The organism is Pseudomonas panipatensis, from assembly GCF_900099785.1.
In the GTDB taxonomy this organism is placed as follows: domain Bacteria; phylum Pseudomonadota; class Gammaproteobacteria; order Pseudomonadales; family Pseudomonadaceae; genus Pseudomonas; species Pseudomonas panipatensis.
Window position 1 is genome coordinate 128519 of sequence record NZ_FNDS01000009.1, and the last position, 14998, is coordinate 143516.

The 14998-nt window shown below is 71.2% G+C and carries 8 protein-coding genes; 6 read left to right on the forward strand and 2 right to left on the reverse strand.

Annotation, left to right across the window (positions count from 1 at the left end):
• Positions 1-90 precede the first annotated feature (90 nt).
• Complete coding sequence (locus tag BLQ74_RS20625) at positions 91-1293, forward strand: MFS transporter (protein WP_090265778.1); 1203 nt, start codon at positions 91-93, stop codon at positions 1291-1293.
• Positions 1294-1325: 32 nt separating this feature from the next.
• Positions 1326-2189: a LysR family transcriptional regulator gene (locus BLQ74_RS20630; protein WP_090265780.1), complete on the forward strand. Its 864-nt coding sequence runs from the start codon at positions 1326-1328 to the stop codon at positions 2187-2189.
• Positions 2190-2234: 45 nt separating this feature from the next.
• Here the strand turns inward: BLQ74_RS20630 and BLQ74_RS20635 are convergent, their stop codons facing one another.
• The gene (locus BLQ74_RS20635; RefSeq protein WP_170842827.1) at positions 2235-3389 is read right to left on the reverse strand and encodes an HPP family protein; all 1155 of its coding nucleotides are present in this window, start codon (positions 3387-3389) and stop codon (positions 2235-2237) included.
• Between the two features lie 338 nt (positions 3390-3727).
• Entirely contained in the window at positions 3728-4330 is a 603-nt protein-coding gene (locus tag BLQ74_RS20640; RefSeq protein WP_090265784.1) for a glutathione S-transferase, read from the reverse strand.
• A gap of 138 nt (positions 4331-4468) precedes the next feature.
• On the opposite strand from BLQ74_RS20640, the gene BLQ74_RS20645 reads away from it, so the two are divergent.
• The 4 genes from BLQ74_RS20645 to recD all read left to right on the forward strand — a co-directional run bounded on the left by BLQ74_RS20645 (position 4469) and on the right by recD (position 14782).
• A complete protein-coding gene (locus BLQ74_RS20645) occupies positions 4469-5362 on the forward strand; it encodes a LysR substrate-binding domain-containing protein (protein ID WP_090265787.1) in 894 nt (297 codons plus the stop codon).
• A 185-nt stretch (positions 5363-5547) separates the two neighbouring features.
• A complete protein-coding gene (gene recC, locus BLQ74_RS20650; protein ID WP_090265789.1) occupies positions 5548-9054 on the forward strand; it encodes an exodeoxyribonuclease V subunit gamma in 3507 nt (1168 codons plus the stop codon).
• A complete protein-coding gene (recB, locus tag BLQ74_RS20655; RefSeq protein ID WP_090265791.1) occupies positions 9051-12737 on the forward strand; it encodes an exodeoxyribonuclease V subunit beta in 3687 nt (1228 codons plus the stop codon). Before recC ends, recB begins: the two co-directional genes overlap by 4 nt.
• Positions 12734-14782, forward strand: a complete 2049-nt coding sequence (gene recD / locus BLQ74_RS20660) for an exodeoxyribonuclease V subunit alpha (RefSeq protein ID WP_090265793.1) — start codon at positions 12734-12736, stop codon at positions 14780-14782. Before recB ends, recD begins: the two co-directional genes overlap by 4 nt.
• Positions 14783-14998: the final 216 nt, after the last annotated feature.

The following is a 14998-nucleotide window of genomic DNA, read 5'->3' on the forward strand; positions in this document are numbered from 1 at the left end:
GGCGGGCGAAATCGATAGGCGGCTTTCAATTTTCCCGGGCGCGGGCAATGATGGCGCCTGCGTCCCCACCTCCCTGCGCCAGGCCCGTCCATGAGCTCTCCTGAGCAGCGTCCGTTCGCCGTCACCCTGCAGATCGTCTCGATCGTCAGCTTCACCTTCCTGTTGTTCCTCTGCATTGGTTTCCTGCTGCCGGTGTTGCCGGGGTTCGTGCACCACGAACTGGGTTTCGGCGCCACCACCGCCGGCCTGGTGATCGGCGCACAGTACCTCTCGACCCTGGCCTCGCGGCCGCTGGCCGGACGCCTGACCGATACCCGCGGGGCCAAGCGCGCGGTGCTCTACGGGCTGCTGGCGCTGGGCGCGGGCGGGCTGCTGGTGCTGCTGGCGACCAGCCTGCAGGCGCTGGTCTGGGTCAGCCTGGCGCTGCTCTTGCTCAGCCGCTTGCTGATCGGCTTCGCCCAGGGCCTGCTGGGGATCGGCACGGCGAGCTGGGGCATCGCCCGCGTCGGTGCGCAGAACACCGCCAAGGTGATCTCCTGGAACGGCATCGTCTGCTACGGCGGCATCGCCCTGGGCGCCCCGCTGGGGGTGATTCTCAGCAGCCGGCTGGGGCTCTGGAGCCTCGGCAGCGGCATCCTCCTGCTGGCCGGCATCGGCCTGTTGCTGGCGCGCGGCAAAGCGCCGGCGCCGATCGTCCAGGGCACGCGCATGGCCTTCGTCGCGGTGCTCGGCAGGGTGCTGCCCTATGGCCTCTGCGTGGCCCTGGGCTCGATCGGCTTCGGCAGCCTGGCGACCTTCATCACCCTCTACTACGGCAGCCGTGGCTGGGCCGACCCGGCCTGGTGCCTGAGCCTGTTCGGCATCAGCTTCGTCGGCGCGCGCCTGCTGTTCTCCGGCTGCATCAACCGTTTCGGTGGCTTCAATGTGGCGGTGGCCTGCCTGTTGCTGGAGAGCGTCGGTCTGCTCCTCCTGTGGCAGGCGCCGAGTCCGGCCTTCGCCCTGCTCGGCAGCGCCTTGACCGGCGCCGGCCTGTCGCTGGTCTACCCGGCCCTGGGCGTCGAGGCGGTGCTGCGCATCCCGGCCAGCAGCCGCAGTTCGGCGCTGGGCGCCTACGCGCTGTTCTTCGACCTGGCCCTGGGCATCGCCGGGCCGCTGATGGGCGCCATCGCCGCGCAAGCGGGCTATGCGGCGATTTTCCTGGTCGCGGCGCTGCTCGCCATCGCGGGCTTCGCTGTCTGCCTGTGGCTGTCGCGCCACACCCGCCAGCGCCACGAAGAACTGCACTTCGACTAGACTGCCTGCCTCTTTCGCCGCGAACCTCGCCCATGGATATCGACCTGGCGCGCACCTTCCTGGAAATCGCCCGTGGCGGCAGCTTCGTCGCCGCCGCCGAACGCCTGCACGTGACCCAGACCACGGTCACCGCGCGGGTGCACAACCTGGAGGCGCAACTGGGCTGCCGGCTGTTCCTGCGCAGCCGCAGCGGCGCGCGCCTGACCGCCGAAGGCGAGCGCTTTCTCGGTTACGCCAACCAACTGGTGCAGACCTGGGAAGCCGCGCGCCGCGACCTGCCGCTGCCGGCGGGCTATCGCGAGGTGCTCAACATCGGTGGCGAGGTCAGCCTGAGCAACCCGCTGATGCTCAACTGGACGGTGCGTCTGCGTGAGCGCATGCCGGCCCTGGCGTTGCACGCGGAGATCGGCAACGGTGAGCACCTGCAGCAGCAACTGGAGCACGGCCTGCTCGACGCCGCGCTGGTCTACCGCCCGGATTACTGGCCGGGCATGCAGGTGGAGCAACTGCTCGAAGAGAAGCTGATCATGGTGCGCTCGGCGGAGTGGCCGGAGCCCTATATCTATATCGATTGGGGCCCGGAGTTCCGCCGCCAGCACGATGCCGCGCTGCCGGACAAGACCCACGCCGCGACCAGCTTCAACCTCGGCCCGCTGGCCCTGCAGCACCTGCTGCAATGTGGCGGCAGCGGCTACTTCCGCACGCGCGTGGTGCACAGCTACCTGGCGGCCGGCGTGCTGCAACGGGTGGAGCGCGCGCCGGAATTCATCTACCCGACCTACCTGGTGTACTCCCGCGAAAAGGACTCGCCGACGCTGCAACGCGCCCTGGCGGTGCTGCGCGAAGTGGTGGCCGACGACATCGACTGGTCGCAGCGCTGGGACTACGAGACCTAGGCGCGGCACGAACCGCCAGCCGGTGCGCCAGGCTTGCGCGGGCGACTAGACCGCCAGCGGCAGGGCAGGCGCCTCGACGGTCGCGGGTTGCCGCCAGAGGTGGCGGAAGGCGGCGATCAGGTCGCTCTGGCTGAGCATGCCGACCAGCCGGCCGTGGTCGTCCAGCACCGGCAGGCAGTGCAGACCCTGGTCGGAGAGGCGTTCGATCAACTCCGCCAGCGGCGCGTCGGCGCGCAACGACTGCACGCGATGGGTCATCAGGTTGCCGACCTGCTGGCCGAACGGCGAGCGCAGGCGCCCCAGGCCGCGCGCGTGCACGCCACGGAACAGGTCGGTGAGGGTGAGAATGCCCACCAGGCGGCCATCCTCGACCACCGGCAGGGCTTTCAGGTGATGCCTGGCGAGCAATTGCCAGGCCTGTTCGACGCGGCTCCGCGGGCTTACCGAGCGAATATCGCGGGACATGATCGTCTCGGCGGTGATGCCGCCGAGCAAGCGTCCGCTGGCCTGTTTCTCCGCTTCATGCAGCAGGCGTTCGAGGTCTTCGCGGGTGACGTCGACGAAACCGCCGAAGCCCGCCAGGGCTTGCTCCAGGTCTTCGCTGCGGAAGCCCAGGCGTTGGCTTGGCAAAGGGTCGCGGGTCAGGTGCGGGTTACCCGTGCTGGCGGCCAACTGACGCGGGTAGGGGGTGCGCGTCAGGTTGTTGTAGAGCAGCGCCAGGGCCATCAGCGCCAGCGAGGCGAGCGACACCGGCAGCAGCAGGTGCAGGCCCTGCTGCTGCACCAGCGGGCCGCCCAGGCACAGGCTGAAAGCCAGCGCCGTGCTCGGCGGATGCAGGCAGCGCAGGCCGAGCATGGCCAGCACGCTGGCGCCCATGGCCAGCGTCGCCACCGGCCAGCCGTGGCCCAGCCAGAAGCCGAAGGCCAGGCCGACGAGGGCCGAGACCAGGTTGCCGGCGACCAACGACCAGGGTTGCGCCAGCGGGCTGGAGGCCACGGCGATCACCAGCAGCGCCGAGGCGGCCAGTGGTGGACCGATGCGTTGCGCGGTGTCGGCATCGAAGAGCCAGACGCAGAGCGCCAGGCTCAGGCTCAGCGACAGGCCGCAACCGACCACGGCGCGCAGCCATTCGCGGTTCGACGCGGGGCCGGCGGAGGGCGCCAGGCGACGCAGCCAGAGCGGCAGGTCGAAGGACTTCATCGCGGCTGCCCCTGGGGGCGAGGCGCATGCGCGGAGGAGAGGGCAGCAGGCAAGGCGGAATTCATCAGCTATGGCGCAGGCGTCCGTTGCCGCCGCGGGGGCGGGCATGGCGCGTGCGTCCGTTATCGTCGATCGGTGGCTCGGCGCCGTGCCGCAGGCATGGGCGCGGGCATGGGCGGAGAGTGGGACGCGCTCATGCTAGGGAGCGTGACGATGCGTATCCAATGAAAGTTATTGCTGCCAGAGTGCAATTATTTTGCACTGTGAACGCTGCCGGCCAGGTTGCGGGCAAGGCGGGCGCCCACCGGACAGCCCGCGTTCGCCCGCTGGACCGGGGCTTACAGCGGCGGGAAGGCTTTGAAAGCCTCCAGGGTCTCGGCGTACGCCGACCAATCCCGCAGCGCCGGGTAGTCGGCGGCGGCGATGCGCTCGGCGTGCATCAGTTGGATGAAGCGCCAGGCCACGGCGATGCTCAGGCCGGCCTGGTCGATCTGGCCGTTGTCTGGCAGCGGCCGTTCGCGCAGATCGCTGTCCAGCGCGGCACAAGCGGCGTGCAATTGTGCCTCGACGCGCGCCAGCCAGGCCGGATCGCGCTTGTCCTCGTCGCGCTTCTGCTCGTAGATGATCTGCACCGCCTTTTCGCAGGCCGCCAGGGCCAGGCCGAGCAGGCGCGTGGAGCGCACCCGCGCGGCCGGCTCGCTGGGCATCAGGCTGCGTCCGGCCTGGTGTTCCAGCAGATCGATGATCAGGCTGGAGTCCATCAGCGCCTGGCCATCGTCGAGCAGCAGGGTCGGCGCCTTGACCACCGGGTTGAGCCGGCGGAATTCGTCATAGGTGCTGAACACCGAGAGCGAGCGGTGGCTGAAGTCGATATCCAGCAGACGCAGGCTGATGGCCACGCGGCGCACATAGGGCGAGTCAAGCATTCCAATCAGTTGCATGGGCACTTCCTGTTATTGGCGATTACATGGATGATCCAGGGTCGAGCCCCGAATTGACGGTCAATGCCGAGAAATCTAGCGACTCTCCAGGGGCGAGAAAATCGACGATTAATAACCGCATTGGTTAGCGGAGCTAACATGAGCGCCTATCCACCGCTGTCCGCCCTGCGCAGCTTCGAGGCCGTCGCCCGGCTCGGCAGCGTGACCCTGGCGGCGGCCGAACTGCATGTCACCCACTCGGCGGTCAGCCAGCAGGTACGACAACTGGAGGAACTGCTCGGGGTGACCCTGCTGCAGCGCGAGGGCCGTGGATTACGCCTGAGCGAGGAAGGCCGGCTCTACGCGCTGCAGGTGCGCCGGGCGCTGCGCGACATCGCCGAGGCCACGCGCCTGGCGCGCGCAAGGCCCGGCGAGAGCGAACTGGTGATCGCCGTGCTGCCCTCGTTCGGCCAGCAATGGCTGCTGCCGCGCCTGCCGGATTTCCGCCAGCGTTATCCACAGTACCGCCTGCGCCTGCTCGCCAGCCTGGAGGTGATCGACCTGCGCCAGGGCCTGGCCGACGTCGCCATCCGCATCGGCCAGGGGCACTGGGAAGGGCTGGCCCAGCAACGCCTGTTCGACGATCAACTGGTGGCGGTGTGCGCGCCGCAGTTCAGCGGCGGCGACTTGCCGCGCAGCGCAGAGGCGATCCTGCGCTGCCCGCTGATCCACGGCTTCGAGTCCTGGCTGCCCTGGTGCCAGGCCGCCGGCGTGCCACTGCCGGCGGGCGAGGCGGCGTTCACGGTGAACGACTCCAACCTGGCCATCGAGGCCCTGCGCCTTGGCCAGGGCGTCGCCGTCGAGCGCCTCAGCCTGGTGGCCGGCGCGCTGGCGCGGGGCGAGCTGGTGCAGCTCGGCGACATCCGCGCGGCCTACGCCCACCCTTACTGGCTGGTGTGGCCGCAGCGCGAATCCACCCAGGCCAAGGTGGCGGCCTTCGCCGAGTGGCTGGAGGAGCAGGTCGCGGATTACCTGGCGGGGATGGCTGATTAGCGCCTGGGCGAAAGCCGTCCGCGTCCGCTGACTTTGCCTACGGCGCCCAGGCGCGGCGACAGCGCCTGTCGCCGCGCCTCGCTAGACTTCCGGCGGTGAAAAAAACCTCCCGGCCGGCGCCGGGTTTTGTTGAAATGCCCGGCATTTCCCGCGCGGCGCAGGCGCGGTCAGTTTCAGGAGAGACGATGAGCGAAGAGCAGTTGAGCCCCGGCCTGATGGTCATCCACGGCAATCACCCGGAAGCCCTGCGCGACCTGCTGGTCGGCTGGATGGCGCGCTACCCGCTGGCGCCGCTGGAGAGCGAGACCATCCTGGTGCAGAGCAACGGCATCGCCCAGTGGCTGAAGCTGGCCCTGGCCCGCGATGTCGCCGACGGCGGCTGTGGCATCACCGCGGCGCTCGACGTGCAGTTGCCGGCGCAGTTCCTCTGGCGCGCCTACCGGGGCGCCTTGGGCAAGGAGGCGGTGCCGGAGGTTTCGCTGCTGGACAAGGCGCCGCTGACCTGGCGTCTGATGCGCCTGCTGCCGGCGCTGTTGGCGCGCGAGGAGTTCCAGAGCCTGCGGCGCTTCCTCGCCGAGGATGCCGACCTGCGCAAGCGCCACCAGTTGGCCGAGCGCCTGGCCGACCTCTTCGACCAGTACCAGGTGTACCGCGCCGACTGGCTGGAGGACTGGAGCCAGGGGCGCGCGCAGGTACGCACGGCCAAGGGCCAGGTGCGGCCGCTGGAGGCCGACGAGCGCTGGCAGGCGGTGCTGTGGCGCGCGCTGCTCGACGAGGTGGGCGAGGCAGGACTGGCCGGCAGCCGCTCCGGTGTACACCTGCGCTTCCTCGAACGCCTGCGCGAAGGTCCGCCGCCGCTCGGCCTGCCGCGCCGCGTGGTGGTCTTCGGCATCTCCGCGATGCCGGCGCAGACGGTCGAGGCGCTGGCCGCCCTGGCGCGGGTCAGTCAGGTGCTGCTCTGCGTGCACAACCCCTGCCGCCACCACTGGGCCGACATCGTCGCCGACAAGGACCTGCTGCGCCACGAGTACCGTCGCCAGCAGCGCCGCCCCGGGGTGCCGGCGCAGCTCGACGCCGATCTCCAGCACCAGTACGCGCAGCCGCTGCTGGCCGCCTGGGGCAAGCAGGGGCGCGACTACATCAACCTGCTCGACCAGTACGACGACCCGGACAGCTACCGCGCGCGCGTCGGCACGGTCAGCGGCGGGCGCATCGACCTGTTCAGCGAAGACACCCCGGACAGCCTGCTCGGCCAGTTGCAGGACGACATCCTGGAGCTGCGCCCGCTGGCGGAGAGCCGCGCGCGCTGGCCGGCGGTCGATCCGGCGCGGGACCGCTCGCTGCGTTTCCACGTGGCGCACAGCGCGCAACGCGAGGTCGAGGTGCTGCACGATCAGTTGCTGGCGCGCTTCGACGCCGACCCGACGCTGCGCCCGCGCGACATCATCGTCATGCTCCCCGACGTCGATGCCTACGCGCCGCACATCCAGGCGGTGTTCGGGCAGCTCGGCCGCGACGACAAGCGCTTCATTCCCTTCACCCTGGCGGACCAGGGCCAGCGTGGCCGCGAGCCGCTGCTGGTGGCCCTGGAGCATCTGCTGCAACTGCCCGAAAGCCGTTTCGCGGTGAGCGAAATCCTCGACCTGCTGGACGTCGGCGCACTGCGCGCGCGCTTCGCCATCGCCGAGGCCGACCTGCCGCTGCTGCAACGCTGGGTCCAGGGCGCCGGGGTGCGCTGGGGCCTCGACGGCGAGCAGCGCGAGGGCCTCGGCCTGCCCGCCGCCGGCGAGGCCAACACCTGGCGCTTCGGCCTGCGGCGCATGCTCCTCGGCTTCGCCGTGGGCGAGGGCGAGGCCTTCCAGGACATCCAGCCCTACGCCGAGATCGGCGGCCTCGACGCCGCCGTGCTCGGTCCGCTGGCCGCGCTGCTGCAAGCCCTGGCCGAGGCCTGCGAGCGCCTCGCCGAGGCGGCCGCGCCGGCGCAGTGGGCGGAGCGCCTGCGACAACTGCTGGATGACTTCTTCCTCACCCGCGACGAGCACGACGAACTGCTCCGCCAGCAACTCCTGCAACTGCTCGAACGCTGGCTGGACACCTGCGCCCACGCCGACTTCGCCGAGCCGCTGCCGCTCTCGGTGGTGCGCGAGGCCTGGCTCGGCGGACTCGATGCCGGCGGCCTGAACCAGCGCTTCCTGGCCGGCGCGGTGAGCTTCTGCACGCTGATGCCGATGCGCGCGATTCCCTTCCGCCTGGTCTGCCTGCTCGGCATGAACGACGGCGACTACCCGCGCCAGCAGACCGCGCTGGACTTCGACCTGATGCGCAACGACTACCGTCCCGGCGACCGTTCGCGCCGCGAGGACGACCGCTACCTGCTGCTCGAAGCGCTGCTCTCGGCACGCGAGCAGCTCTACATCAGTTGGGTCGGGCGGAGCATCCGCGACAACAGCGAGCGTCCGCCCTCGGTGCTGATCGGCCAACTGCGCGACCACCTGGCGGCGGGCTGGTCGCTGCCCGACAAGCCCGGCGACGGCAAGGCGCTGCTCGCCGCGCTGACCGCCGAACACCCGCTGCAACCCTTCAGCCGGCGCTATTTCGAAGGCGCGGGCGCTGCCGCGGGGCAAGGCGTCGACGGCTTCTACACCTACGCCCGCGAATGGCGCGAGGTGCATCGCCAGGACGACGCCGGCGTGGCGCTGGAGGAGGCCGTGCTGGCGCCGCTGCTGCCGGACGCCGCGATCGGCCTGCGCACCCTCGGCGATTTCCTCGCCAATCCGGTCAACGCCTTCTTCCAGCAACGCCTGAAGGTGCGCTTCGGCGACGAGGACCTGACCGGCCACGACGAAGAAACCTTCGCCCTCGACGGCCTGCAGGTCTGGCAGTTGCAGTTCGAGCTGTGCGAGCGCCTGCGCCCGTGGATCGAAAACCACTGGGAAGATGGCGCGCTGCCGGCGCGCATCGAGCAGCAACTGAGCCGCCTGCGCGGCGAGGGGCGCCTGCCGCTGGCGGCCTTTGGCGCCTTCAGCGCGCGCGAACTCAGTGCGCCGCTGGGCGAGTTGCTCGGGCGCTACCGCGAACAACTGACCTACTGGAGCGAGGCCGAGGAGGGCCAGCGCGAGCTGAGCCACCTGCATGCGCCCAGCGGCGTGTCACTGAGCGACTGGCTCGGTGGCCTGCGGCGCAATGCCGACGGCCAACTGGCCAGCCTGCAACTGGTCAGCGGCAAGCTGCACGAGGGCCGTGGCTACAAATGGCACAGCCTGGTGCGCCACTGGGTGCGCCACCTCGGTTTGCAGCTCTGCGGCGCGCCGGTGCGCAGCCTGCTGGTCAGCCAGAGCGGCACCCTGGAACTGCCGCCGCTGGCCGCCGAACAGGCGCGCGCGCAGCTCGACAGCCTGATCGCGGCCTGGCTGGAAGGCCTGCGGCGGCCGCTGCCGGTGGCCTGCAAGGCAGCCTGCGCCTGGCTCGGCGCCGGCGAGGATGAGGAAAAGGCCGCGCGCGAAGCGGCCAAGCGTTACGACGGCGGCTTCGGCGTGACCGGCGAAGCGGCGGCCTCGCCGGCGCTGACGCGGGTCTACCCGGACTTCGCCAGCCTCGCCGCCAGCGGCGAGTTCGGAGCCTGGGCCGAGGCCCTCTACGGCCCGCTCTACCACCTGTTGCAACGCCGCGATGACGAGGAGCACGGCCAATGAGCGCTGCCCCGAGCAATGAACTGCGCGCCCTGGAATTCCCCCTGCACGGCAGCCGGCTGATCGAAGCCAGCGCCGGCACCGGCAAGACCTTCACCATCGCCCTGCTGTACCTGCGCCTGGTGCTCGACCACGGCGGCGAGCTGGCCTTCGGCCGGCCGCTGAGCCCGCCGGAAATCCTCGTGGTGACCTTCACCGACGCCGCCACCCAGGAATTGCGCGAACGCATCCGCGCGCGCCTGGGCGAGGCCGCGCAGTGCTTCGCCGAGCCGCAGGCGGCGCACGATGCCTTGCTGGTCGAGCTGCGCGGCAGTTATCCGGCCGAGCGCTGGCCCGGCTGCGCGCGCCTGCTGCGCCTGGCCGCCGAGTGGATGGACGAGGCGGCGGTGTCGACCATCCATAGCTGGTGCTACCGCATGCTCCGCGAGCACGCCTTCGACAGCGGCAGCCTGTTCACCCAGGAGCTGATCACCGACCAGAGCGAGTTGCTCGCCGAGGTGGTGCGCGACTACTGGCGGCGCACCTTCTATCCGCTGCCGGCGCAGGCGGCGCTGGAAGTGCTGCGCTGCTACGCCGCGCCCGACGCTCTGGCCAAGGCCCTGCAGCCCTTGCTGGCCCAGCAGGAGGCGGACTTCCGCTACGCCGACCAGTCGCTCCGCGCGCCGCCGTCGCTGCGCGAACTGCTGGAGCACAGCGCAGACTGGTACGCGCGCCTGGATGCCCTGGAGAGCGCCGCGCGCGCCGCCTGGGCCGCCGACCGCGAAGGCCTGCGGCAACTGCTGTACGCGCTGCGTGCGCAGCTCAACGGCACCAGCTACCGCGGCAAGGACGACGACGAGACCTTCGATGCCTGGCTGCAGGCGCTGGAGGCCTGGAGCGAGGGCGGCGAGACGCCGGACAACCTGGCCAAGTTCGGCCAGACGCGGATCAAGCTCAAAGCCAAGGCGGTGGTGCCGGAACATCCGGCGTTGCAGGCCATCGATGCCTGGGCGGCGCAGGGCGAGGAGCGCCCGGATATCGCCGCGCCACTGCTGCTGCATGCCCTTGGCGAGGTGCGCCGGGCGCTGGAAGCGGAGAAACAGCGGCGCGCCGAACTGGGCTTCGACGACCTGCTGGTGCGCCTCGACCGCGCCCTGGCCGGCGCCGGCGGCGAACACCTGGCCGAGCGCATCCGCCAGCAGTTCCCGGTGGCGCTGATCGACGAATTCCAGGACACCGACCCGCTGCAATACCGCATCTTCGAGCGCCTCTACCGCATCGCCGAGAGCCCACGGCAGTTGGGCCTGTTCATGATTGGCGACCCCAAGCAGGCGATCTACGCCTTCCGCGGCGCGGATATCCACACCTACCTGCGGGCCCGCGCCGCCACCGCCGGGCGCCACTACACCCTGGGGCGCAACTTCCGCTCCACCGCGGCGGTGGTGCAGGCGGTCAACCACTGCTTCGCCTTCGCCGAAGGCCATGCGCGCGGCGCCTTCCGCTTCGCCAGCGAGGGCGACAACCCGGTGCCGTTCCAGGCGGTCGACGCCAAGGGCCGCGCCGAGCGCCTGCTGATCGATGGCGCCGAAGCGCCGGCACTGACCCTCTGGCGCCTGGACAACGACGGCCAGGTGGTCGGCAGCCGGCTCTATCGCGAGCAAATGGCCGCGAGCGCGGCCAGCGCCGTCCGCGCCTGGCTGAGCCTGGCCCAGGAAGGCCGCGCCGGGCTGTACCAGGCCGATGGCAGCGGCCGTGCGCTGCGCCCGGCGGATATCGCCATCCTGGTGCGTGGGCGCAGCGAGGCCGAGGCGGTGCGTGCCGAACTGGCGGCGCGGCGTCTGGCCAGCGTCTACCTGTCCGACCGCGACTCGGTGTTCGACAGCCAGGAAGCCCGCGACCTGCTGCAATGGCTGCGGGCCTGCGCCGAGCCGGGCAACGACGCCCTGCTGCGCGCCGCCCTGGCCAGCCGCAGCCTGGCCCTGGGCTGGCAGACCCTGGAGCGGCTGAACCAGGACGAGCAGTTCTGGGAAGGCATGCTCATGCGCTTCCGCGACTACCGCAGCCAGTGGCAGCAGCAGGGCGTGCTGCCGATGCTGCGCCGCTTGCTGGCCGACTTCGAGCTGCCGGCGCGCCTGCTGCGCCAGGCCGACGGCGAGCGCAGCCTGACCAACCTGCTGCACCTGGCCGAATGGCTGCAGCGCGAGGCCGCCGAACTGGACGGCGAGCACGCCCTGTTGCGCCTGCTGGCCGAGCAACTGGCGAGCCCCAGTAGCGAGGAAATCCTCCGCCTGGAAAGCGACGCCGACCTGATCAAGGTGGTGACCATCCACAAATCCAAGGGCCTGGAATATCCGCTGGTGCTGCTGCCGTTCATCTGCAGCTGGAAGGAATTCGACGGCAAGAGCCAGACCCCGCCGAGCTTCCAGGGCGAGGCCGGGCGGGTGATCGAACTGGCGCGCGGCAAGGAGCTGGCCGACGCCGCCTACCGCCAGGCCAACGACGAACGCCTGGGCGAGGACATGCGCCTGCTCTACGTGGCCCTGACCCGCGCCCGCCATGGCGTCTGGCTGGGCGTCGCGCCCTTGGCGATGGGCAACAGCAAGAGCCCGGAGCTGCACAAGGGCGCCTTCGGCTACCTGCTCGGCGGTGGCGCGGCGATCGCCCTGGATGGCTTCGCCGAGCGCCTCGCGGCATTGGCCGAAGGCTGTCCGGCGATCGCCCTGGCGGCGGCGCCGTCGATCGACGCCACGGCCTACGACGAAAGCCGCGCCGGTATCCTCGAAGCGGCGCGCGAGCCGCGTCGGCGGGTGGCCGAGCGCTGGTGGATCGCCAGCTATTCGGCGCTGGCCAGTCTCGACCCGGAGGCCGACGCGCCGAGCGAGGCGAGCGAACCGATCAGCGCCGAGGAGGCCACCCTGCGCGAGGCCGAGACGCCCGCCGACGCCTTGCTCGCCGAAGCGGCCGTGGCCGTCCCGGCGGCCGGCAGCCTGCACGCCTTCCCGCGTGGCGCGAACCCCGGCAGCTTCCTCCACGGGTTGCTGGAATGGGCCGCCGACGAGGGCTTCGCGCGGGTCGCCGGCGACCCGGCGGCGTGCCGCGAGCTGATCGCCCGGCGCTGCCAGGTGCGTGGCTGGGAGGCTTGGATCGAGCCCTTGGTGCAGTGGCTGCCGAACTGGCTGGAGAGCGCCTTCGCGCTGCCCGGCGCCGGCCCGCTGCGCCTTGCCGCGCTGCGTACCTACCAGAAGGAAATGGAGTTCTGGTTCGCCGTGAAGGCCACCGACAGCGCGCGCCTGGACGCCGTCGTGCGCCGCCATGTGCTGCCCGGCGAGGCGCGTCCGGCGCTGCAACAGAGCCAGCTCAACGGCATGCTCAAGGGCTTCATCGACCTGGTTTTCGAACACGAGGGGCGCTACTACGTGGCCGACTACAAATCCAACTGGCTCGGCGCGGACGTGAGCGCCTACACCCCGGCGGCACTGCGCGCGGCGGTGCTCGGGCATCGCTACGACCTGCAATACGCGCTCTACCTGTTCGCCCTGCACCGCCTGCTCAAGGCGCGCCTGCCGGACTACGACTACCAGCGGCACGTCGGCGGCGCGGTCTATCTGTTCCTGCGCGGTGGCGAGCAGGGGCTGTTCTGCGAATGCCCGCCGCGCGCGCTGATGGATGAACTGGACGCGCTGTTCAGCCAGGCGGTGGCGGCATGAACCTGGCGCAGTTGCTCGACCTTCTCGGCCAGTGGGCCGCGCGCGGCTGGCTGCGCGAGCTGGACCGCGCCTTCGCCGCCTTCCTGGTGGAGCAGGCGGCGGACGCCGAGCCGCTGCTGGTGCTGGCGGCGGCCCTGGCCAGCCACCAGCTCGGGCGCGGCCACGTCTGCCTGGACCTGGCGGCGACCCTGGCCGACAGCCGTTTCGCCCTGTCCCTGCCGCCGGACGGCGAGCTGGGCGAAGCGGCCCTGACCCTGCCCGGCGAGTTGCTCGATGGCCTCGACCTGGCGGCCTGGCAAGCGGCCCTGGACGATCCGCGCCTGGTCGGCGACGGCCCCGGCGCCACGCCGCTGGTGCTGGCTGGCCAGCGTCTCTACCTGCGCCGTTACTGGCAGTACGAACGCGCGGTGCGCGCCGGCATCGAACTGCGCCTGGCGCGCGCCGCCGAGCTGCGCGCGGCGTTGCCCGAGGCGGCCCTGCGGCACGCCCTGGACAGTCTGTTCCCGGCGCGCGCGGGGGCGCCCAGCGACTGGCAGAAACTGGCCTGCGCGCTGGTCGCCGGCAACGCCTTCGGCATCGTCACCGGCGGTCCCGGCACCGGCAAGACCACCACCGTGGTCAAGCTGCTGGCGCTGTTGCAGAGCCTCGCCGTCGAGGGTGCCGCGGCGCGGCCGCTGCGCATCCGCCTGGCGGCTCCGACCGGCAAGGCCGCCGCGCGCCTCAATGAATCCATCGCCGGCGCGGTGCAGGGCTTGAAGCTGGATGGCCTGCCCGCCGGCGAAGCGCTGCGCGCGCTGATTCCCACCGAGGTCACCACCCTGCACCGGCTGCTCGGCAGCCGCCCGGACAGCCGGCAATTCCGTCACCACGCCGGCAACCCGCTGGCGCTCGACCTGCTGGTGGTGGACGAAGCCTCGATGGTCGACCTGGAAATGATGGCGGCGCTGCTCGCCGCGCTGCCGGACAAGGCTCGGCTGATCCTGCTCGGCGACAAGGACCAACTGGCCTCGGTGGAGGCCGGCGCGGTGCTCGGCGAGTTGTGCAGCCGGGCCCGCGACGGCCACTACCACGGCAGCACCCGCGACTGGCTGCAGGCGGTCACTGGCGAGCCTATCGACGAGACCTTGCTCGACGCCGACGGCCTGGCCCTCGACCAGGCGGTGGCCATGCTCCGCCACAGCCACCGCTTCAGCGCGCAGAGCGGTATCGGCCGCCTCGCCGAAGCGGTCAACGCCGGCGACCTGGCCGCCACCCGCGCGGTCTGGCAGCACGGCTACGCCGATCTCGCGCGGCTGAGCCTGGAGGCGGGCGATAACCGCGCCCTGCGCGAGCTGGTGGTGGAGGGCGGTGGGCGGAATTTCCCCGGGCAGGGCGGCGGCCGCGAGGGCATCGATCCGCCGCAGGGCTACCGGCATTACCTGAGTGTGCTGCGCGACGGCCAGCCGGCCTTGTCGGCGCCGCCGGCCGCGTTCGACGCCTGGGCGCTGCGCGTGCTCGCCGCCCACGGCCGGTTCCAGGTGCTCTGCGCCCTGCGCCGCGGCCCCTGGGGCGTGGAAGGACTGAACCTGCGCATCGCCGAACTGCTCGAAAGCGAGGGGCTGATCCAGCCGGGGCAGGCCTGGTATCTCGGCCGGCCCCTGCTGGTGACGCGCAACGACTACGGTCTGGGGCTGATGAACGGCGACATCGGCCTGACCCTGGCGCTGCCCCGCGAGCAGGACGGCGAGCGTCACTGGGCCTTGCGCGTGGCCTTCGCCGACGGCCAGGGCGGCATCAAGTGGGTGCTGCCCAGCCGCTTGCAGGCGGTGGAAACGGTCTACGCCATGACCGTGCACAAGTCCCAGGGCTCGGAGTTCACCCATGCCGCCCTGGTGCTGCCGGACGCGCTCAACCCGATCCTCACCCGCGAGCTGGTCTACACCGGCATCACCCGCGCCCGCCACTGGTTCAGCCTGGCCAGCGCCGGGCGCGGTCCCTGGGTGCTGGAGGCGGCCATCGAGCGCCGCGTGCTGCGCGCCAGCGGCCTGCTCGACGCCCGGGACTGAGCCGCACCGCGGCATCCGCTGGCGCCGTTCTGCGACGTGGCGGCGCCAGCGCCGGGCGAGGAAGCCCGGATAATTAGATTTGTCTGATAGTGGACCTGGCTCGCGCTCTTCACACTGGGCGCCATCGAGTCCAAAGGGTTGCCGCTGCCGCTCGGCAGCGGGCCGAGCGTGAGCGCCGGCTTCCCTTGGCGCTCGTTCCGGGCGCGCGGTGCTTTC